Source organism: Chitinimonas viridis (genome assembly GCF_030409555.1).
GTDB classification, from domain to species: domain Bacteria; phylum Pseudomonadota; class Gammaproteobacteria; order Burkholderiales; family Chitinimonadaceae; genus Chitinimonas; species Chitinimonas viridis.
Map to the genome: position 1 here is coordinate 453,394 of NZ_JAUFPU010000018.1, position 26,261 is coordinate 479,654.

At 61.9% G+C, this 26,261-nt stretch carries 26 protein-coding genes; 8 read left to right on the top strand and 18 right to left on the bottom strand.

The window, feature by feature from the left end; genetic code table 11:
- Positions 1-158 precede the first annotated feature (158 nt).
- On the top strand, positions 159-866 hold the full coding sequence (locus QWZ03_RS15310) for a tetratricopeptide repeat protein (RefSeq protein ID WP_290333513.1): 708 nt from the start codon (positions 159-161) through the stop codon (positions 864-866).
- A 245-nt stretch (positions 867-1,111) separates the two neighbouring features.
- Here QWZ03_RS15310 and QWZ03_RS15315 read toward each other — a convergent pair whose 3' ends face one another.
- The gene (locus tag QWZ03_RS15315; protein ID WP_290333514.1) at positions 1,112-2,089 is read right to left on the bottom strand and encodes a lipin/Ned1/Smp2 family protein; all 978 of its coding nucleotides are present in this window, start codon (positions 2,087-2,089) and stop codon (positions 1,112-1,114) included.
- Positions 2,090-2,810: 721 nt separating this feature from the next.
- Here QWZ03_RS15315 and QWZ03_RS15320 point away from each other — a divergent pair.
- The gene (locus QWZ03_RS15320) at positions 2,811-5,021 is read left to right on the top strand and encodes an OsmC domain/YcaO domain-containing protein (RefSeq protein ID WP_290333515.1); all 2,211 of its coding nucleotides are present in this window, start codon (positions 2,811-2,813) and stop codon (positions 5,019-5,021) included.
- 82 nt (positions 5,022-5,103) lie between these two features.
- On the opposite strand, the gene QWZ03_RS15325 is transcribed toward QWZ03_RS15320, so the two are convergent.
- From QWZ03_RS15325 to QWZ03_RS15350, 6 genes are all read right to left on the bottom strand, one after another.
- The gene (locus QWZ03_RS15325) at positions 5,104-6,105 is read right to left on the bottom strand and encodes a lipin/Ned1/Smp2 family protein (RefSeq protein WP_290333516.1); all 1,002 of its coding nucleotides are present in this window, start codon (positions 6,103-6,105) and stop codon (positions 5,104-5,106) included.
- Positions 6,106-6,116: 11 nt separating this feature from the next.
- Positions 6,117-7,478, bottom strand: a complete 1,362-nt coding sequence (gene glnT / locus QWZ03_RS15330) for a type III glutamate--ammonia ligase (protein WP_290333517.1) — start codon at positions 7,476-7,478, stop codon at positions 6,117-6,119.
- A gap of 83 nt (positions 7,479-7,561) precedes the next feature.
- Entirely contained in the window at positions 7,562-8,356 is a 795-nt protein-coding gene (locus QWZ03_RS15335; protein ID WP_290333518.1) for a MipA/OmpV family protein, read from the bottom strand.
- Between the two features lie 101 nt (positions 8,357-8,457).
- A complete protein-coding gene (locus tag QWZ03_RS15340) occupies positions 8,458-9,687 on the bottom strand; it encodes a winged helix-turn-helix domain-containing protein (protein ID WP_290333519.1) in 1,230 nt (409 codons plus the stop codon).
- Positions 9,688-9,895: 208 nt separating this feature from the next.
- Positions 9,896-10,843 (bottom strand): hypothetical protein, encoded by a 948-nt coding sequence (locus QWZ03_RS15345; protein WP_290333520.1) that lies wholly within the window; start codon positions 10,841-10,843, stop codon positions 9,896-9,898.
- Between the two features lie 13 nt (positions 10,844-10,856).
- The gene (locus QWZ03_RS15350; protein WP_290333521.1) at positions 10,857-11,396 is read right to left on the bottom strand and encodes a hypothetical protein; all 540 of its coding nucleotides are present in this window, start codon (positions 11,394-11,396) and stop codon (positions 10,857-10,859) included.
- 273 nt (positions 11,397-11,669) lie between these two features.
- On the opposite strand from QWZ03_RS15350, the gene QWZ03_RS15355 reads away from it, so the two are divergent.
- Positions 11,670-13,871, top strand: coding sequence for a YgiQ family radical SAM protein (locus QWZ03_RS15355; RefSeq protein ID WP_308447574.1), 2,202 nt, complete (start codon positions 11,670-11,672; stop codon positions 13,869-13,871).
- Here the strand turns inward: QWZ03_RS15355 and QWZ03_RS15360 are convergent.
- On the bottom strand, positions 13,868-14,251 hold the full coding sequence (locus tag QWZ03_RS15360; protein WP_290333522.1) for a hypothetical protein: 384 nt from the start codon (positions 14,249-14,251) through the stop codon (positions 13,868-13,870). The genes QWZ03_RS15355 and QWZ03_RS15360 overlap by 4 nt on opposite strands.
- 343 nt (positions 14,252-14,594) lie before the next feature.
- Here QWZ03_RS15360 and QWZ03_RS15365 point away from each other — a divergent pair, with 343 nt between their 5' ends.
- Together QWZ03_RS15365 and QWZ03_RS15370 are read left to right on the top strand one after the other, a co-directional pair.
- Positions 14,595-15,143: a YaeQ family protein gene (locus tag QWZ03_RS15365; protein ID WP_290333523.1), complete on the top strand. Its 549-nt coding sequence runs from the start codon at positions 14,595-14,597 to the stop codon at positions 15,141-15,143.
- Positions 15,143-15,730 carry a hypothetical protein gene (locus QWZ03_RS15370; RefSeq protein ID WP_290333524.1) on the top strand — a complete coding sequence of 196 codons (588 nt, stop codon included), beginning with the start codon at positions 15,143-15,145 and terminating at the stop codon, positions 15,728-15,730. The genes QWZ03_RS15365 and QWZ03_RS15370 overlap by 1 nt, the downstream gene beginning before the upstream one ends.
- Positions 15,731-15,806: 76 nt before the next feature.
- Here QWZ03_RS15370 and QWZ03_RS15375 read toward each other — a convergent pair whose 3' ends face one another.
- From QWZ03_RS15375 to QWZ03_RS15420, 10 genes are all read right to left on the bottom strand, one after another.
- Positions 15,807-16,604: a transporter substrate-binding domain-containing protein gene (locus QWZ03_RS15375; protein WP_284195166.1), complete on the bottom strand. Its 798-nt coding sequence runs from the start codon at positions 16,602-16,604 to the stop codon at positions 15,807-15,809.
- Between the two features lie 138 nt (positions 16,605-16,742).
- The gene (locus QWZ03_RS15380) at positions 16,743-17,699 is read right to left on the bottom strand and encodes an FAD:protein FMN transferase (RefSeq protein ID WP_290333525.1); all 957 of its coding nucleotides are present in this window, start codon (positions 17,697-17,699) and stop codon (positions 16,743-16,745) included.
- Positions 17,692-18,822: a DUF3570 domain-containing protein gene (locus tag QWZ03_RS15385; RefSeq protein ID WP_290333526.1), complete on the bottom strand. Its 1,131-nt coding sequence runs from the start codon at positions 18,820-18,822 to the stop codon at positions 17,692-17,694. Before QWZ03_RS15385 ends, QWZ03_RS15380 begins: the two co-directional genes overlap by 8 nt.
- The gene (locus QWZ03_RS15390; RefSeq protein WP_284195169.1) at positions 18,813-19,016 is read right to left on the bottom strand and encodes a DUF4266 domain-containing protein; all 204 of its coding nucleotides are present in this window, start codon (positions 19,014-19,016) and stop codon (positions 18,813-18,815) included. Before QWZ03_RS15390 ends, QWZ03_RS15385 begins: the two co-directional genes overlap by 10 nt.
- Positions 19,017-19,025: 9 nt before the next feature.
- The gene (locus QWZ03_RS15395; protein WP_290333527.1) at positions 19,026-19,490 is read right to left on the bottom strand and encodes a TlpA family protein disulfide reductase; all 465 of its coding nucleotides are present in this window, start codon (positions 19,488-19,490) and stop codon (positions 19,026-19,028) included.
- Between the two features lie 28 nt (positions 19,491-19,518).
- Positions 19,519-20,040 (bottom strand): c-type cytochrome, encoded by a 522-nt coding sequence (locus QWZ03_RS15400; protein ID WP_290333528.1) that lies wholly within the window; start codon positions 20,038-20,040, stop codon positions 19,519-19,521.
- A gap of 66 nt (positions 20,041-20,106) precedes the next feature.
- The gene (locus QWZ03_RS15405; protein ID WP_290333529.1) at positions 20,107-20,646 is read right to left on the bottom strand and encodes a cyclic nucleotide-binding domain-containing protein; all 540 of its coding nucleotides are present in this window, start codon (positions 20,644-20,646) and stop codon (positions 20,107-20,109) included.
- A 177-nt stretch (positions 20,647-20,823) separates the two neighbouring features.
- A complete protein-coding gene (locus QWZ03_RS15410; RefSeq protein WP_290333530.1) occupies positions 20,824-21,159 on the bottom strand; it encodes a nuclear transport factor 2 family protein in 336 nt (111 codons plus the stop codon).
- Positions 21,159-23,216, bottom strand: coding sequence for a M3 family metallopeptidase (locus QWZ03_RS15415; protein ID WP_290333531.1), 2,058 nt, complete (start codon positions 23,214-23,216; stop codon positions 21,159-21,161). Before QWZ03_RS15415 ends, QWZ03_RS15410 begins: the two co-directional genes overlap by 1 nt.
- A gap of 163 nt (positions 23,217-23,379) precedes the next feature.
- Positions 23,380-24,210, bottom strand: a complete 831-nt coding sequence (locus QWZ03_RS15420; RefSeq protein ID WP_284195786.1) for a class I SAM-dependent methyltransferase — start codon at positions 24,208-24,210, stop codon at positions 23,380-23,382.
- Between the two features lie 89 nt (positions 24,211-24,299).
- On the opposite strand from QWZ03_RS15420, the gene QWZ03_RS15425 reads away from it, so the two are divergent.
- The 3 genes from QWZ03_RS15425 (at position 24,300) to QWZ03_RS15435 (ending at position 26,113) form a co-directional block, all read left to right on the top strand.
- Positions 24,300-24,497: a SlyX family protein gene (locus QWZ03_RS15425; RefSeq protein WP_284195175.1), complete on the top strand. Its 198-nt coding sequence runs from the start codon at positions 24,300-24,302 to the stop codon at positions 24,495-24,497.
- 96 nt (positions 24,498-24,593) lie between these two features.
- Positions 24,594-25,613: a class I SAM-dependent rRNA methyltransferase gene (locus QWZ03_RS15430; protein ID WP_290333532.1), complete on the top strand. Its 1,020-nt coding sequence runs from the start codon at positions 24,594-24,596 to the stop codon at positions 25,611-25,613.
- Between the two features lie 26 nt (positions 25,614-25,639).
- Entirely contained in the window at positions 25,640-26,113 is a 474-nt protein-coding gene (locus QWZ03_RS15435) for a nuclear transport factor 2 family protein (RefSeq protein WP_290333533.1), read from the top strand.
- The last annotated feature ends 148 nt before the right edge of the window (positions 26,114-26,261 follow it).

Genomic DNA, 26,261 nt, shown 5'->3' on the forward strand with positions numbered 1-26,261 from the left:
GTTCATGCCATCGTCGGGGAGCAACTAGAAGGCAGCGGAGAATGGGATCCACCTAGCGGCTGGGCGCCTTTCACGCTACGCATGCAAGCCACTCAGGCCATTCTGACTCCATAAAGCACACGCGGACAGGGGTCCCAAAACCACGACTGAGCGAGCATATGCGCAATGGCGAAGCCATCGCGCATATGCAAGCCCTGACCTGGCCCTTGCTGCGATCGCAGCCCGCCCTGCTGAACACTCTCTGCAGCGCCTTGCTGACCACTTCCGACATCGCCGGTGCCATAGATTGCCTGCAAAGCGCGCTGGTGTTGGCGCCCGGCTTCCTGGAGGCATCCCTCAACCTGTGCCAGGCAATGCTCGGGGCAAAATCTTATGAGCAAGGGCTCAAGCTGCTAAAGCAGGCAGCAGATCAACACCCAAACAGCCTGGATGCTCGCCTGGCCCTGGCCATTGCGCGCATGGACCTGGGTTTCGCTGCCGGGGCTCGCCCATTGTTTGCGCAGACACTGTATCTGGGTAACGACAGCCCACTGGTACGGCGCGGACTGGCCGCCAGCGACACCGCGCTGACAAGTGTGATAACCGGACCCCATATACAGCTGCGGCCCTTCTGCTGTGGTCGCGCCGATTTCATCCAGCGCGCCTTCAATGACCGGTCGTTTCTCCGCCGCATGGGTCGTACCTGGTCGGTTCCTGGCGCCAGGGAGGCCCTGGAAACCCAGCTTGGACAGCAGTTGCAGGCGACCGTTACCACCCGCACTGCCTTGGAATGGGTGCTGGAAGCCGCCTTGTTGACACTGGATCTGGCATTCAACCATGCGCGGCTGAAAAAAACTGGTGTCCTATGTCTAGGAAGACATCCCTAGGGCACAGGGCAACACGCTGTCACCGGGTTTCCATCAGGAAGGCTATGTCCGCGACCAACTTTACGACGAAACAGATCAGCGATGGCTCTCGCTCTACCAGAACAACATGCTGGAGTCGGAATGCCGTGCCAACGCACGCCTGGCAAGATTGAGTAGCCGCTTGCTAGGCCGCGACATTACCCAAGCTCCCCTCGCCTGATTCAGACGCTTGGGCAACGGGCTTACGCCCGCTGCCCGGGGGTTGCCTAGCGCCTGCAGGCCGCCGGCGGCGTTGCCGCCACCACGCTGCTGTAGTGATAGCTGTAGTCTGCGCCAACGCTGCGGGTGCCCTCCTTGCCGGCATGCTGGCCTATGATCCAGGTTTCGGCCTTGGCTATGCCGCCGTTGGCATAAGCCGCAATATCGGTAGTGGCATTGCCATAGGCGCGGACGATGTTGAGGCCGACTGTCTCGCGCAGGTAGCGCACATAGTTGGTCTTGTGTTCCTCGGTATTGGGCGGGATGGGGCCGTCGCCATAGGGATTGCTGCGATAGTGCCAGCCCAGCAGGCTTTGCTTGCCAAACCATTCGCGGGCATCGCGCGTCACCCAGTAGGGCCGGGCGGTCAGATAGATGATCTGGTAGCCCTTCTGCTGGTAGGCCCGCACCGTCTCGGGGGCGTAGTAATAGGCAGCGGCGGTCTTCAGGCCGGCGTAGTCGGCATAGGCCTCGAAATCGTTGATGGTGAGGGTGCCGTCGATATCGAACAGCACGGTGTCGCGGCCGGGCTCGACCACGCTCAGATAGCCTTCCACGGCAGAACCATCGCCCTCCACCACCATGCGTACCTTGTATTCACCGGCCGGCCGGGGGCCCAGGGTGACGAAGATCTTGCCGTCGCTATTGGTCATCTGGCTACCCAGGTATTCCCAGGCCGCCATGCCGGTACCGTAGAGGTAGACATGCACGCGCTCGTCTTCCAGATCCTTGTGTAGTACGGCGTCGTAGTCGAACTTACCCACCAGGGTGGCGGACTGGCCTTGCGCCACCAGCGTGTCATGCACCATGTGCCAGGGCTGGTAGAGTCCCGACAGTATCTTGCTGCCGAGATGGCGGAAGCTCTTCTTGGCCGGCTTGGGCGCGGCAGGCGCCTGCTGCGGTGTTGTGTAGTCGGGGCAGGCGGCCTGGGCGGTGAGGCTGCCCGCCAGGGCCAGCGCTACGGCCAGCGATATGCGGCGTGTCATCGATGTGTCTCCGTTTGTATTTGAATGTCTCACCCTTGCGGTGAAGCAGGTGAGTGTGGAGAAGATAGATGACGCGAGCATGAAAGCAAGCGCTTGAATGCAGACGACCTGAAAACGCGACACCCAGAAATTGCGGCGTCCAGGCCGCACAAGGTGTAAGAGAAAAACCGTCACGCCACATACCGTTGATATACAAGGAGAATTTCTCTATCCGCAACACCGTAAGGCAAGCAAAGTGCGGCTGCTGGCTGTGCCCAAAAGCCACACTGCATGCCCACTCTGGCCCGGCCATCGGGTGATGCCGCAAGTGCAATCCACGCCGAATCACAGTACCATGAAAAAATACGGGCTAGTTTCGCCCCCCCAGCTTCTTACGCATATCGAATGTCTAGCGCCGGCCATGGATTCAAGCCATGGAGGGGTGGTGGCAGACTGAGCAGGCATCAGGAAGACACCGGCGCTGGACATCAGCGCAGCCTGGATCAGCGGGCTCTCCCTTGATCAAGTTCCCGCCCTTCGAGAGGGCGGCTCACTGAAGCCAGTCTTCACCTGCATGGGCTTCGGCTTTGCAACGAATCAAGTTCACAACAGGCTCTCCCCCGTCACTCGGCCTTGGGGGCATCTGGCCTCCATGAAATGCGCGCAATGCCCACGGCGTCCAGTCGCTGTCGTGGGCAGGCAGTAGCAGTGGGGCTTTGGGGCGCTATTTTGGAGTTCTCTCATGGAAATTAAGGTCAACTTTCTCGACAAGCTTCGCCTTGAAGCCAAATTCGATGATTTCACGGTGGTGGCCGATCAGCCCATCCGCTACAAGGGCGATGGCTCGGCGCCAGGCCCGTTCGACTACTTCCTGGCCTCTTCGGCTTTGTGCGCCGCTTACTTCGTCAAGCTGTATTGCGTCACACGCAATATCTCTACCGAAAACATCCGCCTGTCACAAAACAACATTGTTGATCCGGAGAACCGCTACCAGCAGATTTTCAAGATACAGGTCGAGTTACCGGAAGATATCTCCGCCAAAGACCGCCAGGGCATCTTGCGGTCGATCGAACGCTGCACAGTGAAAAAAGTCGTGCAAGCCGGGCCCGAGTTCGTGATTGAAGAGGTGGACAATCTCGATGCCAATGCCCAGGCGCTGTTGATGCCCAATTCGGCTTCGGAGGCGCGCACGTATATCGCGGGCAAGGATCTGCCGTTGGAACAGACCATTGCCAATATGTCGGGCATTCTGGCCGACCTGGGCATGAAGATTGAAATCGCTTCCTGGCGCAATATCGTTCCTGGCGTCTGGTCGCTGCATATACGCGACGCACACTCGCCCATGTGCTTTACCAATGGCAAGGGCGCAACCAAGGACAGCGCACTGGCATCGGCGCTGGGCGAGTTCATCGAGCGGCTGAACTGCAATCATTTCTATGCCAGTAGCTTTCTGGGCCAGGACATCGCCAACGCCCCCTTCGTGCATTACCCGAACGAGCGCTGGTTCAAGCCAGGCCCTGACGATGCAATACCGGCTGAAATCCTCGATGAGCACTGCCTGGCGGTCTACAACCCCGATGGCGAGCTACTTGGCACGCATCTGTACGACACCAACTCCGGCAATATGCAACGCGGTATCTGCTCCCTGCCCTTTGTGCGGCAGTCGGATGGCGAAGTAGTGTACTTCCCCTCCAATCTGGTGGAGAACCTGTACGGCAGCAATGGCATGAGCGCTGGCAATACCCTGGCCGAAGCGCAGGTACAGTGCCTGTCGGAAATCTTTGAACGGGCCGTCAAACGCGAAATTCTGGAAGGCGAAATCGCACTGCCCGATGTGCCGCAAGACGTGCTGGCAAAGTACCCCGGCATCGTGGCCGGCATACAGGGCCTGGAAGAGCAGGGTTTTCCGGTGTTGGTGAAGGATGCCTCGCTGGGCGGGGTGTATCCCGTGATGTGCGTCACCTTGATGAACCCGCGTACCGGCGGTGTGTTTGCTTCGTTCGGCGCGCACCCCAGCCTGGAGGTAGCGCTGGAGCGCAGCCTGACGGAACTGCTACAGGGGCGCAGCTTTGAAGGCCTGAACGACTTGCCTCAGCCCACCTTCGAAAGCCAGGCGGTGACAGAGCCAAACAACTTTGTGGAACACTTCATTGATTCCAGTGGCGTGGTGTCCTGGCGCTTTTTCAGCGCCAAGGCAGATTACGCCTTTGTGGAGTGGGATTTCTCCGGCCAGGGAGACGATTCCAATGCCGAGGAAGCCGCGACCTTGTTCGGCATACTCGAAGACATGGATCAGGAAGTGTACATGGCAGTGTACGAGCATCTGGGTGCGACAGCCTGCCGCATCCTGGTGCCAGGCTATTCGGAAGTTTTTCCGGTAGAGGACCTGGTGTGGGACAACACCAACAAGGCGCTACTGTTCCGCACCGATGTGCTGAACCTGCATCAGCTGGATGATGCCAGCCTGGCCGACCTGCTGGAGCGCCTGGAAAACAACGAACTGGATGAATACGGCGATATCGCCACCTTGATCGGCATCGAGTTCGACGAGAATACGGCCTGGGGCCAGTTGACTGTGCTGGAGTTGAAGCTGCTGATTCATCTCGCCTTGCAGCAGTTTGAAGCGGCACAGGAACTGGTGGGCGCCTTCCTGCAATACAACGACAACACGGTTGAGCGCGGTCTGTTCTACCAGGCCCTCAATGTCGTGCTGGAAGTGCTGCTGGACGATGAGCTGGAACTGGACGACTACGTGGTCAATTTCCGCCGCATGTTTGGCGCGGCGCGCATGGACGCGGCGCTGGGCTCGGTGGACGGCAGCGTACGCTTCTACGGCCTGACGCCGACGAGCCTGCAACTGGAGGGCTTGGATCGGCACCAGCGCCTGCTCGACAGCTACAAGAAACTGCACACGGCACGGGCGCGGGTGGCGACGAAATCCGGCCAGGCTTAGTCGCGCTCGGTAAACCTTAGAGCCTGTTCACAATCTTCTCGCCACAGGGTGAAAAATCGTGAACAAGCTCTAAGGTCGCGCATCACCGCTTGCAGGCTGCCAGCGGTGTCGCCGCCACCACCGTGCGGTGGTGTGCCTGGTAATCCTTGCCCACCGCGCGGGTCTGCTCCTTGCCTGCGTGCGGGCCTATGATCCAGGTTTCAGCCTTGGGCAGCCCGGCACTGGCATAGGCGGCAATATCGGTCAGCGCATTGCCGTAGGCTCGCACTATGTTCAACCCCACCGTCTCGCGCAGGTAGCGCACATAGTCGGCCTTATGCTGCTCGGTATTGGGTGGGATAGGGCCACTGCTGTAGACATTGCTGCGGTAATGTCCGTCGAGCAGGCCGTGGCTGGCAAACCAGCTACGGGCCTTGGGCGTCACCCAATAGGGGCGTGCCGTCAGGTAGATGATCTGGTAGCCCTTCTGCCGGTAGGCCTGCACAGTCTGGGGTGACTGTGCATAGGCCTCGGCCATGGCCAGGCCGGCGTAATCGGCATAGGCCTCGAAGTCGCTCAGCGTCAAGGTGCCATCCACATCGAACAGCACCGCATCACGTCCTGGCTGCACCACACTGAGGTTGCCCTCTGCCACCGAGCCATCGCCCTCCACCACCATGCGTAAGCGGTATTCCCCCACCGGGCGGGCATCCAGACCGATCGAGATCTTGCCATCGTCGTCCGTCAGCCAGCTGCCCAGATATTCCCAGGCGGCCATGCCGCTACCGTAGAGGTAGGCGTGCACACGCTCGTCCTCAAGATCCTTGTGCAGCGCAGCGTCGTAGTCGAACTTGGCTACCACAGTGGCCGCTTGGCCTTGCGCCACCAGGCTGTCGTGCACCATATGCCAGGGGCGATACACGCTGGCCAGCACGCTGCTGCGCACATGGCGGAAACTCTGCTTGGCAGGCAGCGGCGCCGCTGGCGCAGCCGCCAGGCCATCGTAATCGGGGCAGGCGGCCTGGGCAGCCAGGCTGGTGGCCAGCAGCCATGCCACGGCCAGCGCCGGCCTGCCAGCCTGACGGCCGTACTTGCTATACCGCATAGGGCCTTACCTCAAAAGAAATCGGCATAGCGCTTACGCTCCCAGTCCGATACATGGCGGGAGTACTCCACCCACTCCATGCGCTTGATCCTGGCGAACTCGGCAACAAAATCGGCCCCCAGCGCCTCCAGCATGACCTGGTCAGCCTCCAGGGCGGCGACTGCCTCGCCCAGATTCTGCGGCACAGGACGTATGCCCGCGCGTTCGAGCTGGCCTTCATCGTATTCATACAGATCGTCGTCCACCTTGCGGCCCGGCTGCAACTGCCGGCTGATACCGTCCAGCCCGGCAGCAATCAGGGCGGCAGTCACCAGATAGGGGTTGGCGCCAGCATCGGCCAGGCGCCACTCTATGCGTCCCCCCGGGCAGCGTGCCAGCACGGTGCGATTGTCGCCGTAGGCCACATAGGCTGGCGCCCAGGTGGCGCCGGACAGCGAGTTGCCGACCACCAGCCGCTTGTAGCTATTGACGGTGGGCGCACAAATGGCGGTGAGCGCCGGGGCATGCTGCAATATGCCGGCCAGGAAGTGATAGCCCAGTGAGCTGAGACCATACCCCTGCGGATCGCTCGTATCCTCGAACAGATTGCGGCCCGTCGCATCAGCGATAGAAAGATGGAAATGCAGGCCTGAGCCGGCCCTGTCGGCAAACGGCTTGGGCATGAAGCTGCACAGCATGCCCAACTGCTCGGCCGCATGGCTGGCTGCCATCTTGAAGTAGATATAGCGATCGGCGCTGGTCAGCGCGTCCGAATAGACGTAATTGATTTCGTACTGTCCTGGCGCATCCTCGTGGTCTATTTGGTAGACGTCAGCGCCAACGGCTGCCATGGCTTCGGTCACCCGTTCGAGGAACACCCGGTTGGCCTCGCGCGACAGGCCCTTGTAGTCATAGCTGGCCTTGTCCAGCACATCGAGCTCGTCGGCCGGCCGGTAGTCGCCATCGGCAGTCCGGCGCAGCAGGATGAACTCCGGCTCCAGCCCAGTGTTGAGTGTCCAGCCACGTACCGCCAGCCTGGCCAGCTGTTGCTTGAGCAGCACCCGCGAACACAGGGGATGCGGCTGGCCGTGCACATGGCCGTCCCCTACCACCCGGGCATAACCGGGCTGCCAGGGCACCAGCGCCAGGGTGTCGAGATCGGCCCGAGCGTAGTAGTCACCGCCGTTGCGGGCGATGCCGGTTCCCCATATGGCATAGCCAGAGAAGCCGGCGCCGGTATGGGTGATCATGTCCAGATGGCGGGCGGGAACCACCTTGGTCTTGGCCGCACCGTGGATATCCACAAACTGCGCCAACAGGTATTTCACCTGGTGCTGCTGCAGCCACTGCTGCGCCTGGGCCAATGCGGCCTGCTTGCTTTCGTCCTTGGCCATGTGCTGCTCGTGCGGGTTGGAATCCCGCATCCTAACCGGCCACTGGCCGCTTGCAAATGTGCAGCGCAGCAGTCGGCACCGGCTCAGTTGCGGCGATAGAAACGCCAGACCAAGGTGATACCCGCGCTGACATTGTTATCCCGGCGCACTAAAGGGCTATCGGCAAACCGGGCGCCAGCCAGGTGATCGGTGCGCAGAAAGGCCCCCAGCCAATAATCACCCAGGTCACGGCTGGCACTGAAGGTCAGCTGCGTACCGCCGTAGCCACCGCGCGCATCATAAGCGGCGCGGCCCGGGCGAACATACTGCGGTGCAACCCCGTAAACATACTGGTGCAGATCGCGGTCACCCACCAGCACACCGAGTGAGCCGCCCAGCTTCCAGGCTTCGTCACCCTGCCCCAGCTTCCAGTCGGCCGCCAGGCGGGGGTTGAGCAGATTGCCGCGATGCCGGGTACGCCAGTCGTCAAAGCCGATGACTGCTCTGACCGGCAGTACCAACTCAGTACGGACAGCCGCATCCGTGGCGCTCAGTCGATAGCGCAGCGAGGGGCCAACCTCCAGCATCGGGTCCAGCTCCGGCATGCCCAGCCGAGCCTGGTTGCGGCCTGCCCGCACCGGTGGCGTAGCGCCGAAGCTGAGATCCAGCTCGGCCCGCTCGCTCAGCGCCAGCTTGCCCCGCAGACCGGTGCGCGACACCTCCAGATGCTCACTGCGGTAGCTGATATAGGGAACCGGCAGCAGATAGGCACGCTGCTCATCGCTACCACGGTAGTCCGGCAGGCTGATGGCGCTGGCACCGACGCCCAGCTCCAGTGTAGCGGCCTGGGTGGCCATGGACAGCAGTGCGGCCGACAGGCCTGTGTAAATACGTATCATGGTGGTGTACTCGGTGTTGGGCAGAACAAACCAATAACTCAAGCTTCTGTGAGGTTGGGATGTGTGGATACAGCCAGGGAGCGCCAGAGAAGCGCCCACCATCAGTGATGAGTATCCATACAGGCCCCCAATGCTTCTGCCAAGCCCAGGGGCGCATCCTGCACCTGTACCCGGGGCGTACCATGCCAGGTGGCGCATCGCTGCAAGGCCGTACCGATATCGCCCAGCAGGCGCTGGCTGATACGCACGCCAGGTTCGATGAACAAGGCCTTGACCTCGAACGCCCCGTCCTTGCGATGGGCCTTGGCATCTACACGCCCCACCAGCCGCCCCCGGCTGAGCAGGGGCAACACAAAATAGCCGTACTTGCGCTTGGCTGCCGGGGTATAGCACTCGATGCGGTAGTCGAAATCGAACAACTCTGCTGCCCGCTTGCGATCCCATACCACCGGGTCGAACGGCGACAGCAGCGTGGTGACCGTGGATTGCAAGCGCCCGGCAACGGCATCGTCCAGCAGGTGGGCAAGGCTTTGGTGCACATAGGCATCGTGCCGGCTGTCCTCCAAGCGCACCGGAATCAGCTCCCCGGCGTCGGCCAGGCCATGCAGGGCCTGCTCGTATTTGCCGCGCTTCAAGCGGTAGTAATCGGCCACCCAACCGGCTTTGACCACGCCCAATGCCTGGCAGCTGCGGCTTACCATGCGCGCCTGTGCCGCCTCCGGCGTAGGCAGGTCGCGGGCGTCGTCCCAATCGGGGAGCACCCGATCGGCCAGGTCGTAGACCCGCTGGAAATTGCGCCGCTCTGCCACCATCAAGCGGCCCGCAGTGAACAACACCTCGAGATGGCGCTTTTCCGGCTTCCAATCCCACCAGCCCGTACCCTTGCCGCCCCCCTTGCGTTCGAAATCAGCCGAGCGCACCGGCCCCTGCGCCGCAATATGCGCCAGCAAGGCTTCAATCTCGGCCTTGTGGGTCTCCATCCAGCGCACCGAGAATTTCCAGCCCATGCCGGCCGGATCCAGCATGCGGTGGCGCAGCAGACCGTAATCCTCGGTCGGCACGAAGCAGGCTTCATGCGCCCAATATTCGTACAGCCGGCCTTCGGCCAGCAGTTGCTCCAGCCAGGCCGGATCGTACTGCCCCAGCCGGCTGAACAGCACCAGATAGGGGCTGCGGGCCACCACATTGATGGTATCAATCTGCAGCAACGCCATGCGCTGGATGGCCGCCAGCACATCCGCCTTGCTGGCCTTGCGCCGATTGGGCGTTAGCAGGCCCTGTGCTGCCAGATGAAGGTTGCGGGCGGCCGTGAGGGATAGATGCAGGCTCATGAATTTCTGAGGAACAGGTAGATGACCAGCCCGCAATATGCTGGAGTACCCAGCTATTGCCAAGCAGCTCGCATCCATTCGCCCAGCCTGAACTTGCATCACACCCCTGTCGCAGGTAGGCGCAGCCATAGAAAAGGGCGGACCTTGGTCCGCCCTTGCTGGCTAGCCAAAGACCGACCCTATCATTCAAACGGGCCGGTCGAATACCTTATAGCGCCAAGCAGTTGCTACCTTTGGCACAAGCAGCAAGGTAAGGCTTGCCGGTCTTGCAACTGACCTTGTAGGTCTCGCCCGATGCATCGCTGCTGACCACCCAGGCTCCACTACCTTCGCAACCAGCCGCCTTGGCCATCTGCTCCACTTCGTACGACGCGGGCCCCTGGCGCAACTTGGACTCCTCCAGCTTGGCCAAGTTGGCCAGTTGCTGTTCAGACGCGGCCTCTGCTTCCACTGGCTTAGCAAGTACAGCAGCAGGTGCCGGCGCTGCTACGGCAGCAGGAGCAACCGGCTGCTGGGTCTCGGCGGCCAGCGGGCTGACCTGCACAGCGGCGGCGACAGGCATTGCCGCACCATCACGCAGCGCTGCCGCCGCGGCCAGCTGCGCACGGAACTTCTGCAGTGCATCAGCCGAGGCACGGCGGGCGGCCAGCGGAAAATCGCGCTTGAACTCGCTGAACTCGGCGTGGCCATTGCCGGTCACGCTGCCCTCCCACACCGCTTGACCATGGATATCGGCCACTTTGGACGAAATGGTGACCGAGAAGTCCGTAGGAGGCCAAGTGAAGGCGCTGTTCGAAGAGGAGGTCGTCTGCAGCGTAGGCACCAGTACGTAATCCACACCCGCCAACTTGTTTGCCTCTTCAACGGAAGCGGCTACCTGCACCTTGGGGAACACGTCGGACAATGCTTTGTAGATAGGTACTTCCAGATCGCGGTAGGGGACGTAACGGACCTTGTCGCCGCCGCCGCCTGGCGTGGTGACTTCCAAGGTACGCTGTGCAGGGGTAATCACATAAGCGATCTGCTTGTTGATCTTGCTGACCGCAGGGAGGGTAGTAGCGTCGTTGGGCACCAGGACGATAGGGTGGGCACAGGCACCCAGCAACAGGCCCAGGCCCGCGATCAACAACGACTTGGTACGGGTAAACAAGGTCATGCTTGGTCTCTCCTTATTTGGTCGCAGCAATAAAATCAGCGTCGTCATACAGGTTGGCAAACAGGCGCTGCAGCAGCAGCGCATAGTTTTCTATGCCGCGAGGAATGGCCACGGCACCAACAAAGGACGACTCCCACTGTGACTCGGCGGATATCTGCTTGCGGAAGGCTTCCTGAGCGTTCTTTTTGACCACAAACTGGACCTTGATCTTGCCATTGCCGGTGGAGAACCCGGAGATATCAATGTCATGTGCCAACAACTCGCCACTGATCTCGGTCGAAGCAGCGGGCTCCAGCTTCTTTGCCAGCGCCAGATCCTGGCCCAACGCCTGCTTGATGTAGTCACCGTAGTTGCTACCCACCGACGAACGCATGGATGAACCACGCAGACCTATGCTGTCGAGCTTGGGATCAGCAACCCGGAATTCACCCACTTTAAGCGGCTGCAAGGCGTTCAATTTTTGCACATTGGCGATCGACGGCTGATAGACCGGAGTTTGGGTAGCGCAGGCAGTCAACAACAGCGCGGCAGCTAGGACAAATAGGCGTTTCATAGGAAAAATCACTCTCTGACTTTGACGTTATGTCATTGGTTTATTTGGCGTTTAAGATAAAAACCCGGCCCCACGACTGGATCGGGGCGCGATACTACACTTGAAGCTGTCAAGATGCCCAGCCCACTGGTCGTGTCTGTTGCAAAGTCGAATCGCGTTGATGTGGACCACATACACCGAAGCACCCCTATCTCGATGAAAAAAAAGAAGTTTTTCAAAAAAATACGCAAATCTGCGACAATGGTCGATTGACCTAGCTCGGCACTACGCATAATGACCGTTACCGCAACACCCACTCCGCTCCATCAATACCCCAGCTACTGGGGCACGCAGGGACGCATTGCGCCCTTCCTGCCCATGAGCCGGGCCGAGATGGATGAGCTGGGCTGGGACGAATGCGACATCATCCTGGTATCAGGCGATTGCTATATCGACCATCCCAGTTTCGGCATGGCGCTGATAGGCCGGCTGCTGGAGCAGCAGGGATTCCGGGTAGGGGTGATCGCCCAGCCGGACTGGCACTCGGCCGATGCCTTCAAGGCGCTGGGCAAGCCAAGGCTGTTCTTTGGCGTCACTGCCGGCAATATGGACTCGATGATCAACCGCTACACGGCGGACAAGAAGCCGCGCTCGGACGACGCCTACACGCCGCACGGCGCGCCCGACAAACGCCCGGATCGTGCCGTCACCATCTATTCACAGCGCTGCCGCGAGGCCTACCCCGGCGTGCAGATCATGATAGGCGGTATCGAGGCCAGCCTGCGCCGCATTGCCCAGTATGACTACTGGAGCGACAAGGTACGCCAGTCCGCCCTGGTCTACGCCAAGGCCGACATCCTGCTCTACGGCAACGCCGAACGGGCCTTGGTCGAGATCGCCCAGCGCGCAGGCCGAGGCGAGAAGCTGCGCGACATGCGCGATATACGCGGCACCGCCTTCATGGCGCCACTGGGCTGGAAGCCCGACGCCAGCTGGCGCGAGGAAGATTCCAGCACGGTAGATACCCCGGGCCGGGTGGACGCCCACATCGACCCCTATGCCATGGAGCCCGAACAGCCCAAGCAGATTGCCGGCGAAGTGCTGCCCGAGGGCACCCAGGCCATACGCATAGTCAGCAAATCCGAGCGGGTGCGTGCCAAGCTGGAGGCCCGCCTCAAGACCGTGGTGCGCATACCGGCCTACGAGGCAGTGGCCCACGACCCAGTACTCTACGCCCACGCCAGCCGGGTGCTGCACCTGGAATCCAACCCCGGCAATGCCCGCGCGCTGGTGCAACAGCATGGTGAACGCGAGGTCTGGATCAATCCGCCTCCCATCCCCCTCACCACTCCGGAGATGGATCACGTCTACGGCCTCTACTATGCGCGCAACCCGCATCCGGCCTATGGCAACGCCCATATCCCGGCGTGGGAGATGATACGGTTCTCGGTCAACATCATGCGCGGCTGCTTTGGCGGCTGCACCTTCTGTTCGATTACCGAGCACGAGGGCCGCATCATCCAGAGCCGCTCCGAAGAATCCATCCTGGCCGAGATCGAGGAAATTCGCGACAAGACCCGCGGCTTCAAAGGCCATATCACCGACATTGGTGGCCCCACCGCCAATATGTACCGGCTGGCCTGCAAGGACACCAAGATAGAATCGGCCTGCCGACGCCTCAGTTGCGTCTACCCGGGCATCTGCGAGAACCTCAATACCGATCACGCACCTCTGATACAGCTCTACCGCAAGGCACGCGCCATACCGGGGGTGAAGAAGATCACCATAGGCTCTGGCCTGCGCTACGACATTGCCGTGCGTTCGCCCGAGTACATCAAGGAGCTGGTCACCCATCACGTCAGCGGCTATCTCAAGATCGCGCCCGAGCATACCGAGGAAGGTGCGCTGAGCAAGATGATGAAGCCCGGGGTGGATGCCTTCGAGCGCTTCCGCGAGCTGTTTGATCGCTTCAGCAAGCAGGCTGGCAAGGAACAGTATCTGATCCCCTACTTTATCGCCGCCCACCCAGGCACCAGCGATGAGGACATGCTGAACCTGGCGCTATGGCTGAAGAAGAACAACTTCCGCCCAGACCAGGTGCAGGCCTTTACCCCCACGCCGATGGCCCTGGCCACCACCATGTGGCATACCCGCCGCAATCCGCTGAAGAAGCTGAGCCGCAGCTCGGAAAAGGTCGATATCGTCCGCGATGCCTACCGCCGCAAGCTGCACAAGGCCTTTTTGCGCTACCACGATCCCAAGCACTGGCCCATTCTGCGCGAAGCCCTGAGCAATATGGGACGGGCTGACCTGATAGGCAATGGCAGCCAGCATCTGGTACCCCATCCCACGGCCGAGGAGCGCCAGTTGCAGGCGCCTCGCGGCAATGCCCGTGGTGGTGGTGGCCCTGGCACGGTGGGCCGTATTGCACCGCCAAGGCAACCCAACCTACGTGGCGGCAAGGGCAAGTCGCCCAGTAAACCGCGTGGTCGTTAGTCCACCAAGCACTGGCCGGAAGCCGTGCAGGTAGCCTGCAGCACAGTGCCGGTCTCGCACTGGATACGATAGTACTGTTCGCTGCTGTCGCCGCCGGTCAGCCAGGCGCCGCTGCCCTTGCAGCCTTGGGTACGCGCCAGCTCTTCCACTTCGTAGGACCAGGTACCCAGCTTGGGGGCGGGTGCAGGCAGCGTGGCAGCCAGCTTGGTGCCGGGCAGGTATACCGCATCGGCGCGGAGAGGGGGTTGGGTCAGGGGCATGACTACCACGCCAGCCTCGGGCGTCGGTGCAGGTGCTGCAGGTGCCGCTTCCACCGCCAGCGACAACAGCATCCAGCCGGCCATCACCATAGCGCGACGCTTGTTTCCAGTATTCAACATGATGTCATCCTTCTGTGTACGGCCCCCTGCCTTACAGGGCATGCCGTATGAATGTGGCTGGCAGCAGACTGCTGCCGAAAACCGGATAATACCATGCCAATATCATTATGCCATAGGCATACATAACATAAGCATCTGATTGAATTGGGTTCTTCCATCGCAATCTGATGCCTACGATGCAGGCGGCCACCGCGCCCATACCCGCCATGCAGCAGCAAAGCCGCTTACTGCTGCCGGCTAGTGCCTAGCGGCCTGGCAGTACAAAATATCTGGGCCAGCTTTGCGACTTTGGCACCCACTAGGGCTAAACTCGCGCCTTTCTCAAATCGACTGCATACCTGCCATGGCACTCAAGGCCACCATACATAAAGCCGACATCTCCATCAGCGACATGGATCGCGGCTACTACGCCAACCACAGCCTGACCCTGGCTCAGCATCCATCCGAAACACTGGAGCGGCTGATGCTGCGCCTGGCCGTGTTTGTGCTGCACGCGAGCGAACGGCTGACCTTTACCCGTGATATCGCCAGCGACAATGACGAACCCGCGCTCTGGCAGAAAAGCTATGCCGACGAGATCGAACTGTGGATAGACCTGGGCGAGCCGGACGAGCGCAGGCTGCGCCAGTCCTGCGGCCGTGCCGATCAGGTATGGGTCTACAGCTACGGCGGCCGTGCTGCCGATATCTGGTGGAAAGGCATGGAGGGCAAGCTGGGTCGACTGGACAATCTCAGCGTGATCAGCATCAGCCCGGAAACCCTGGCGGAATTGGCCGCCATGAATCAGCGCGGCATGCAGCTGCAGGCAACCCTGCAGGATGGTCAGCTGTGGCTCAGCGATGGCACGAATACCGTGCTGGTGGAAGGCGAGAAGTTGAAGCAGGTTGCTTGATGCCATCGCCCCCCGCTTCAGCCATTTTCACCCATCCGGAAGCATGGTGCGGCGGCAGTCTGGATCTGCTGATGTATTGGCCAGCCAATACCATCGTATTTGCCGAAGTACAGGGGATCATCTGGCGATGGCCCCGGCTGACTGGGCCTTATACACGTAACGATATAGAACCCGATCAGCAGGCTGTATCTACCGCTACCGAGCCCTTAGCCCGGTTTGGTGTGGCTCAGCTTCCTGCTGCTGACACACGAATAGCCTTCTCAACCTACACCGTAAATGATGAGGCTGGAAGTTGGGTTTACGCCGGCCTACCGATAGGCTCACTTGGACAAGTCTATCCAGTAGGTGCTTACCCCGACAACACGGACCCCGGCATGATTGCCTGGGAAAGCGAGGTTCACGCTTGGTTAACAGATTTGGCCAACCATGTCTTCGCCTACGCACCGTTTGAACGCGGTGCCATTGGCCCCATGAGCGCCTACGAGGTGGATGAGCTCAGCCGCAAATTCATCCCGAGTCGGCGGTGGCACACCTATTTGCTGGCGCAGCACGGTACCCTCGCGGTTTACCCACCGAATAGAGACTAGGCGGTCTAGCACCTGGCAAGCTCGTTGTGATAAGCAATCCGGCACTCTCCCGCCATCCCGGCCCAGCGTGACTGGATCAGCTCTGTATCTTGAATATGCGCTGCAGCGGCGCGCTGGAGGTCGGGCCGAACCAGCGCTCGAAAATACGGGCGGCTTCGCCGCTGTCTTCCAGCTCGGACAGGGTGTCGTTGATCACCCCAACCAGCCGCTTCTCTCCCTTGACCACTGCCAGGCCATAGGCCTTGGTGGAGAGTGATACCGGGCTGATCTCATACTGCTGCTTGCCTGGCATGGCAAACAGCTTGGCGGCCAGGATGGGCTCGTCATAGGTGATGGCATCGATCTTGCCTTGCTGCAGGAAGCGAAAGGCCTCGTCCACATCGGTGAAGCTGATGATGGTGGTGCCGGCCAGTTCCTTCTTGGCCAGCTTCTCCGAGGTAGTGTCGCGGATGGCGCCCACCGACAGGGACTTGACGTCGTCCAGCGTCTGTATCTTGCGCAGCTTGGCCACGAACTTCTGGCCGGTCACAAAATAGCCGTAGCTGAAACTGACCTGCTTTTCCCGCTCGGCCGTCTTGGTGTAGGCGGTCAGGATGTCGATCTTGTTGGTATTGAGGGCGTTGACACGCTCATCCGTGTCCAGCTCCAGGATCACCGGCTTGACGCCCAGCTTCTTGGCAATGGCGATGGCGAAATCCACGTCGTAGCCTGAGAGCGTGCCATTCTTGTTCTTGATGCCAAATGGCGGGTCGATGACCACGCCTACCGTCAGCACGCCCTTGCTCTTGACCCGGTCAAGCACATCGGCCAATACCGTGGACGTCATCAACAAACCAGATAGGCAGCCTAGCAGCAGGGTGCGGTTCAGGCGCATGTAAGCGTACTCCTTAAGAATTGGCGCAGTGCCCGCCGGCCCGCATTATCGCGGTAGCGCACGGCGAAGCCGCAGGTGATGGATGTCCCCAATGGAGGATCTGTAGCGGTAGTGTAGTACCCAAACAAGGTGGCCGTCTCAGCTTTGCGTGGCTGGCAGCGGTTTAGAGGGGCCTTCGTGCACATTCTGCCGCACCGGAAAGCCATCATGCACGCTGCCATCGCCCGCCACGGCCAGATAGGGCTGGCCACAGCGCTCCAGCCAATCCAGGCCGCCAGCAGCATCATGCAGCATGGCCACCGTACTGACCGTACCCGCCAGCAGACAGCGCGCGGCTGTCACACTGATCGCCTGCCAGCCCTGCGAGGGATAACCGGTATGCGGGTCCAGAATATGGCAATAGCGGCGGCCTGCCACATCCATGTAGCGCTCATAATCGCCGCTGCTGGCCAGGCCGCCCTCGCTTAGCAGCACGGTTGCCAAGACTTGCTCAGGCGCACGCGGGTGTCGCAGGCCGATGCGCCAAGGCCTGCCATCGGCTTGCGGCCCCAACACCCGCAGATCGCCGCCCAGGTTGACCAGCCCCTGGCGCCAGCCCGCCGCCAGACAAAGGTCGGCGGCGCTATCGACAGCATATTCCTTGCCGAAGCCACCAAAATCCAGTTCCATGCCGGCCTCGGGCAGGCGCACCCAGCCGGGGCCGCGCTCCACCCTGTCCCAGCCTATGCGCTGCAATGCTTGGGCCAGCCGCGCCCCGTTGGGCAGCCGGGCGCTACGAAAATCCCACACCTGCCTGAGCACACCCGAGGTGATATCGAATCGCCCGCTGCTTTGCAGCCAGGCTGCATGGGCATAGTCCAGCAGGCGCTCGGTCTCCAGATCTATGGCCACCGGCTCGCCACCGGCACCGCCGTTGATGCGCGCCACCACGCTGTCGGCACGGTAGCGCGAGTACTTGGCCTCGATGCGGCGGACCTCGGCCATGGCCTGCTCGGCCATACGGGCAGCGGCAGCAGCCTCACCCACCAGTTGCAGCTCGTTGTCACAGGCCATGGCCCGGAAGATAAAGCGGTGGCAGGCGTCGGCTTCACTCAAAGCGATGGCCCACCCCCAGCGATAGCCAGTTGGCCTTGAACGGCATCATTGCGGTGCTGCCCTGCCCGCCGGCATGCCAGCTGGCACGCTGCTGGTAGTGCTCGGCCAGCAGTGCCACGGTGGTCTGCGCGCTGTAGTGCCAGCTGGCTTTGAGGCCCACCGTGACGGCGCCCAACGCGCCTAGCCGGCTGTCGGCCGAATACAGCGTATTGAAGCGTGCAGGCGGGAAACGATCGCTGTAGAAGCGGGCAGCAGCCTGGCTGTGGTAACGCAGACTGGGCTGCAACAGCCAGCGCTCGCCTACCGGCTGGTACCAGCTGGTCTCCAGGCTGTGCGCCCTGACACCCCAGCTGTCGCGATAGTAACGGTAGTCCAGATGCACGGCAGCCTGCAGAGCCGGCAGGTAATGCCGGTATCGGGTTAGCCAGGCCAGCTGGTGGCGGCTGTCGGGCCGTCGGTCCAGCGCCTTGTAGGAGTCCGAAAAATAACCATGGCCACGGCTGTAGGTGAGATTGCTTTGCACGATGGCCACCGGCGACAACACCTGGGTCAGCCCCAGCATGGCCTCTTTGCCATGGCGCCGCTGCTGTATCAGCGGCCGGTCGGTAGCACTGATATGGTCGCTGCTGCTACCCAGCCCTGCCACCAGGGTGGTGTTCTGGTCCTCGCTCAGCCACTGCACATCCAAGCCGGCTCCGCGTGAGCGGTAGTCGTCTTCATCCGAATAGGCCAGGCCCAAGCCCAGCACCACCCTGTCGAAATAGTGGCTGAGCTTGGCATCGGCAGCGCGCCGACGGTCGGCTATGCCCTTACCGGAGGCACCACTGAGCGCATTGTGGAACTCCGGGGAAGCACCCGACATGGTCTCCACCGTGGCCGCCATCTCCAGGCCAAAACGCTCGCCCAGCGCAGTACGCAGGTGCAGCTGCGGGGCATGCACCTGCATGCGATCACGCTGGGCATCGTAATCCTGGTAGCTGAGGTAGCTCACCGTCACGCTAGTGCTATCAGGTGGCGCCACTGCCTGGGCTGTGGCCGGCATCAGGGCCAGGGCTGCGGCCGTCAACAAGCCCAGCGGATGGCTGATGGCATGGTCGGTCTGCAGGTCTGGTGTCAGTTGCATCCACAGCCCCCCGTGCCCACGCCCTGGCCGCCGCTGGCGGCTTCCTTGCTGGTGTAGATCTGCTTGTGCTGGCGTGCCGTCAGCGGATCGGGGTCAAATGCCATGATGGGCTTGGCCAGGTGGCCTTTCTCCCAGGGCTGCACGGTGGCGCAGCCAGCCAGCAGGGTCATGCTCAGTAACAGGCAGATACGCATGCAAGGTCCTCAGGGGGTTTGCAGCAGGGCTGCGATTTGGGCGTCGAGTTCAGCGGCGCTGCTGGGGCGGAAACCAATATGGCGGCTACGAATGGCCCCCTGCCTATCGATCAGGTAACTGCTGGGCATGGCCTTGACGCCCCAGGCCTTGGCACTGGCGCCGGCGGCGTCGTACAGCACGCTGAAGCTGGCCGGGTAGCGCGCCAGAAAGGTCGCTGCATCCTTGGCTTCCGTATCGAGATTGACGGCTACTACCGCCAGGCCGTCCTTGGCATGCCGTTGCTGCAGCTGATTCATCCAGGGAAAGGACTGACGGCAGGGCCCGCACCAGGAGGCCCAGAAATCCAGGTAGACCACCTTGCCACGCAAGCCCGCCAGATCATGCTGGCGTCCCTGGCCATCCAGCAGCCGGAGCGCAGGCGCGGGTACACCGGTGTCGGCGGCGCGGGCTGGTACCCAGGCCAGGGTCAACAACAGGCAGGTGAGGCTTGCAAGCCCAACCTCAGTAACCCGCCGGCTCAGCCAGCAGCAGGAAGCTGTCCATGCTGCCCAAGTTGAGCGGGTCGCCAGGCTGGCTGGGGTCATAGAAAAAAACGTCACGGTTCTGCGTGCCCACATAGACATTGGTGATCGGATAATACCGATAGTAGTAGCCCAGTGCGGTACCAACCAGCGGTACGCCACTCAGCAGCTCGGGATAGGTTGCCTGCCCCCAATCGAACAAGCGATCGGAATCCGTGGTGGTGGGCTTGGCAAGATACTTGGCAATGTCGCGCAATTCGCTGTCGGTGAAGGCACCATTGAGAAAGCTCATCTGCGGCTGGATATTGAAGGCATTGCGTATGGCGTTGGGATTATCCGCCGCTATCATCACCTTGGGCCGTATCAGATTATCGGGCGGTGTGCCATGGCACACGGCGCAGTTGCCCTCGAACACATGGCGGCCGTTGTCCACGCTGGCCGCCTGCACGTCGGACTGCCACAGTACCAGCAGGGCCATTCCGCCCAGGAAAACGGTTTTCATGCCACACCTCCCATGCCTGCATGTCCATGCCGATAAGGTAGACCTATCCGTGGCAGGCCGGGTGTTTCAGCGACGAATGACTGTGCGCTGCTGGGGCAGTGCAAAGCCGCTGCCCTGAGTCTCATCGTCCGCCGCCACCGCAGCAGGTGCCTTCTCCGCCAGCAGTACGCTGACTAGGCTGTTGGTCTCCCGCAGGCGGCCGGCCATCAGCGTGCCCACATTGCGGTACAGCTTGGCCAGCAGCATGGGTGGCAGCTTGACCACGTCCAGTCGATCAAAACGCAGTAGGCGGCAGGGCTCGGTCGTGGTCACCGAAGCCGAGCGCTCGCCGAAATCCACCAGGGCCAGCTCACCGAACACATCGCCGGCCCGGAGTACCGCCAGTTGCACCGGCTCGGCCTCGCCCGCCTTGCGGCTGACCTTGAGGCCGCCACTCATCACCGCATAGAGATGCCGGCCACGCTCACCCTGTTCGATCAGCACATAGCCGGCCGGCACTTCCTCCTGCCGGCAATGGCTCAGAAAGGTAGCCAGCTCGTCAGGCGTCAGCTCATGGAATAACGGCACGGCAGCCAGCAGCTTGTGCAAGGGTGATTCAGCGTTCATGGCATTCCCCGACGGCAAACCTATCCGCCCAGTGTAGTGCGCCGGCGCCGGACTAACCAAGGGCGGAGGATGGGCAATACCATCAAGGGAGCGCCGCCGTATCAGGCAGCGCCAGGGTCGCCCTGGCGTCTGCGCTGTCCGTCACGCCCCGCTATGGCTTGAGTGCAATCCAGCCTCTCAGCGCATGAACCAGACCCGCTCTATACCCTGCGCCCCCACCTGGTAGATCACCACCAGCGCAGCCTCACCCATGATGGGGTGACCAGTGATCTGCTCATGGTCGATGACGCGATTGCCCACCACTATGCGCTGGGTCACCACGGCATGCACGGTGGAACCCGGGAACAAGATGCGGCCATAGCGTTCGCGCAGGGCAGCCTTGCCCTCCAGCACCGGCGTAGCGGGAAACTCATGCACCACCACATCATCGGCATAGAGGGCCAGAAAGCCTTCCAGGTCGAGCTGGTTGTAGCAATCGAGCTGCGCCTGGGCGTAATCGGCCGGCCGCATCATCAGATCAGGCCACGCTTGGCCAGCATGGGCTCTACCTTGGGGTCGCGACCGCGGAAGGCCCGGTAGGCGGCGGCAGGCTCCTGCTTGTTGCCTGCGCTGTAGATATGGCGGTACAGCCGCTCCGCCGTCTCGGCATGGAAGGGGTCGCCGGCTTCGACAAAGGCGTCGTAGCCATCGGCATCCAGCACCTCGGCCCACATGTAGACATAGTAGCCAGCGGCATAGCCGGGGCCGGCAAACAAGTGCTGGAAATGCGACAGGTAGTGGCGCAGGCCGATGTCCTCGGGCACCCCCAGCGCCGCGCATTGCTCGGCCTCGAAGGCGGCAACGTCCACCTCGGTGCCATTGGGCAGCGAATGCAGCGCCATGTCTATCAGGGCCGGCGCGACATACTGGATGGTGGCCCAGGCCTGGTTGAACTGGCGTGCCGCCTTGAGTTTCTGCAGCAGCGCGGCGGGAATGGCTTCGCCGGTCTGGTAGTGCCGGGCATGCTGCTTGAGCACGGACTCTTCGTCGGCCCAGTTCTCGAATATCTGCGAGGGCAGCTCGACAAAATCGCTTAGCACCTGGGTACCGGCCAGATGCTCATAGCGCACCTGCGACAGCAGGCCATGCAGGCCGTGGCCGAATTCATGGAACAGGGTACGCAGGTCATCCGCGCTCAGCAGCGTGGTATCGGCCTTGGCAAAGTTGTTGTTGTTGATGACGATGGGCAGTGTGCCGCCAGCGATACCGCTCTGGCTGCGGAAGATGCTCATCCAGGCGCCACTGCGCTTGCTGGGCCGTGCGTAGTTGTCGCCAATGAACAGGCCAACCAGTTGATCAGCGCGGTCGCGCACTTCCCACAGGCGGGCATCGGCGTGGTAAAGCGGTATGCCCTTCTGTTCCACGAAACGTACGCCGAACAATTTGCCGGCACAGTCGAACATGGCGGTGATCATGTTCTCCAGCGCAAAGTAGGGCTTGATCTCGGCATCGTCCAGATCGTAGCGCTGCTGCCTGACCTTCTCCGCCAGATAGCGCCAGTCCCAGGCTGCGATCGGGGTCGGCTCACCCAGCGAGCGGGCCATCTCGGTCAGCGCCAGACGGTCCTGCTCAGCCTTGCGTTTGGCTGGCTCCCAGGCGCGGCTCAGTAGATCGTGCACGGCGGCCGGCTTGCCGGCCATGCGGTCCACCAGCTCATAGTCGGCATAACTAGCATAGCCATGCAGCGCAGCCTGCTCCTGCCGTAGCACCATGATCTGGGCGGCCAGGGGGCGATTATCGTGCTCGCCGGCATGGGCGCCACGGGCCACCCGTTCGCGCCAGACAGTCTCACGCAGATCGCGGCGCGAGGAGAACGTCAGGAAGGGTTCTGCCAGCGAAGGCGACAGGGTGATGGCATGGCTGCCTTCGGGCAGGCCCAGTTGGCGGGCGGCGCCCTGGGCCGACGCCAGCAAGAAATCCGGCAGGCCAGCCAGATCAGCGGCATCCTTGAGCTGCAGCGAGAAACCGGCTTCGTCGGCCAGCACATTCTGGGTAAAGCGGGTGCACAGGCCGGCCAGCGCCTCCATCACCTCGCCATAGCGCTGGCGCTTGTCCTCGGGCAGTTTGGCGCCGGCACGGACGAAATCCAGGTGGATGCGCTCCAGCAGGCGCAGCTGCTCGCTATCCAGGCCCAATTCGGCACGCTGGCCGTATAGCGCGTCTATGCGGCTGAACAGCGCGGCATGCATATAGATGGCGTTCTTATGCGCCGCAATACGCGGCGCCATGATCAATTCCACCTCCTGCAGGGCCGGCGAGGTCTCACTGGAGGAAAGATTGTCGAACAGCAGCTCTATGCGAGTGAGCAGACGACCTGCAGCGTCGAAAGCCACCACGGTATTGTCGAAACTGGCGGGCGCAGCCTGGCTGGCGATGGCATCCAGTTCGGCCAAGTGGGCCGGCATGGCCAGATCAAAGGCTGGAATGAAATGCCCGGCATTGACCTGATCGAACGGGGGCAGGCCATAGGGCGTGTGCCAATCTTGCAGCAGCGGGTTGATGGCGAGTGTATCGCGCAGTGCGTCATTCATTGCGGCGGCTTCCGAGCTTGTCAGGAGCTAACCATTCTACTGTGCGGACCGGCCACTCGCCCACTGCTGCGATAAAGTGCCCAAAGCCGCGACGGATGGAGATCAGCCGCCTGCACCATGGCCGCAGCCTGCCCGCTCCGTAGCGGTACCGTCACCTGCCCAGCTACAGCGCCGGCACGAAGAAGCGCTCCTGCATGTCCTGCAGGCCCACCTCGGCCAGCACAGCGTTGAGCCGCTGGGCGGCTTGCTTGCGCGGCCGGTTCTGGTATTGGGCAATGATCAGTTCGTTCTTCATCGAATGCTCCCAGCCCACCAGCTCGGTCACCGTCACCTGGTAGCCATGGGCCTCCAGCTGCAGGCAGCGCAATACATTGGTGAGCTGGCTGCCGAACTCACGGGTGTGGATGGGATGCCGCCATATCTCGGTCAGCGGATTGGCCAGCATGCTGCCCTTGTGCTTGCGCAGCGCAGCCGCCACCTCGGCCTGGCAGCAAGGCACCAGGACGATGCTCTGCGCCCCCTTGGCCAGGGCAAAGCGGATGGCATCGTCGGTCGCGGTATTGCAGGCGTGCAGGGCCGTCACCACGTCTATGCGCTCAGGCAGCTCGCTGGAGCTGATCGAATCGGCCACCGACAGATTGAGAAAGCGCATGCCCTTGAAGCCCGCCTTGTCGGCCAGCTCGCGCGAGCGGCTTACCAGCTCGTCGCGGGTCTCGATGCCGTAGATCAGGCCGTCGGGCGCCTGTGCCTTGAAGAACAGGTCGTACAGGATAAAACCCAGATAGGACTTGCCGGCACCGTGATCCACCAGCCGGATATCGGGATGAACGGCCAGCGCCGCCTGCAGCAGGGGCTCGATGAAGTGGAACAGGTGGTAGACCTGCTTGAGCTTGCGCCGGCTGTCCTGGTTGAGCTTGCCGTCGCGGGTCAGGATGTGCAGCGCCTTGAGCAACTCAACGGACTGGTCGGGGCGGATGTCGTACTTCTCGGTCATAACGATGCTTTTCACCTATCAAGACCGGAATGCTACGCGGCTAAGCAAAAATCGGTAAGCTCCGCCCGTCTTTTGAAAGCGAGTAGGTCATGGAAGATCGCATTACCGAACTGGAAATCCGCCTGGCGTTGCAGGACGACCTGCTGGATGAGCTGAACCGCGTGGTCGCCCGCCAGCAGCAGCAAATGGAGTGGCTGGCACAGGAACTACGCCGCCTGAACGACCAGATGCGCACGCCCGACGGCAGCAAGGGCGGCCCCCAGCATGAGATTCCGCCACATTATTAAGTGGTTAGCCGCGCCGGACAGGTTAAAATGATCGATTGATCTAATTGAAGCGTCTGGCCCGCCATGCGGCGTATCAGCGCTTGACCCGGAGTATTCATGTCCAGCACCACCCTGACCCCGCTGCTGCAAGCCGCCTTTGATGCCCGTACCGAGCTGCTGGCCCGCCTGCACGGTGAAGCCACCGATGCCTACCGACTGTTCCATGGCAGCGTGGAAGGTGAAGCCGGCCTCACCATAGACCGCTATGGCAGCCTGCTGCTGGTGCAGACTTTCCACAGCAGCCTGAGCCCAGCCCAGCTGGACGAGATCGAGGACTTCTACGAGCACGCCAGCCCCGGTCTCGCCATGGTCTACAACGATCGCAGCGGCGCCAACTCGCGCATAGGCAACCCCCTGCCCGAGGATGAACTGGAAGCCGCCATGCTGCCGCGCGAGTTCCAGGAGCTGGGCGTGAGCTACCATGTGCAGGCTCGTCATGGCGGCCAGGACCCCTGGCTGTTCCTGGACATGCGCGCCGGCCGCCGTCGGGTGATGCAGGAGGCCGAGGGCAAGTCTGTGCTGAATCTGTTTGCCTACACCTGCGGCATCGGCATCGCCGCCGCCAAGGCCGGCGCCAGCCACGTGGTGAATGTGGACTTCGCTGAATCCAGCCTGCGCGTGGGCAAGCAGAATGCCCGCCTGAACAACCTGCCCATACGCCCCCGTTTTGTGCAGAGCGATGTCTTCCCCGCCGTGCGCCAGCTGTCGGGCCTGGGACAGCCCACCATGGTGCGCGGCAAGCGCATGCCCCCCTTCCCCAAATTGGAAGCCAAGCAGTTCGACCTGGTATTCCTGGATCCGCCCCGCTATGCCAAGAGCCTGTTCGGCGTGGTGGATCTGGTCAACGACTACTCCTCGGTTTTCAAGCCTGCCCTGCTGGCCACCGCCGAAGGCGGCACCCTCATCTGCTGCAACAATGTAGCCCAGGTGGATGCCGATGCCTGGCTGGACCTGCTGCAACGTAGCGCCGCCAAGGCCGGCCGCACGGTGCGCGAGGTGGAATGGATCACCCCGGAAGGCGACTTCCCCAGCCATGATGGCAAGCACCCGCTGAAGATGGTACTGCTACGCGTTTAAGAGCCTGATCACCCTGGATAACTGCCATGCCCTCGCTGCGCCATTTGCTACTGACCCTGCTTATGCTGATTGCCCCGCTGGCCCATGCCGATGACCGTGCAGATGTCGGTGCCGTACTGGATCGTTTTCACGGCGCTGCCGCCAAGGCACAGTTCGAGCCTTATTTCGCGCTGTTTACCGCAGATGGCGTATTTATCGGCACCGATGCCAGCGAGCGCTGGACGGTGGCGCAGTTCAAAGCCTACGCCAAACCGCATTTCGACAAGGGTCGTGGCTGGACCTACACCCAGGCCGAGCGGCATATCAGCCTGGCACCGGACGGCAGCCACGCCTTCTTTGACGAGCTGCTGGACAATGCCAACCTGGGCCGCTGCCGGGGTACTGGGGTACTGCGCAAGGAAGCGGGCCAGTGGAAGATCGCCCAGTACCACCTGACCATCCCAGTACCGAATGCGCTGGCCGACAGCGTGGTCAAGCAGATACGGGCGGCCCAGCCCTAAGCGCCTAGTTATGGACTCAAGTCATTCACTGTTGATATCAGGTTGTGCTGGCGCCAGGAAAATCCTGGCGCTAAGCGCCAATGCAGCCTGATACAGCAGGCTTCCCCCGATTTAGTCCGCACACCCCGCCCTCACGAGGCCAGCAACA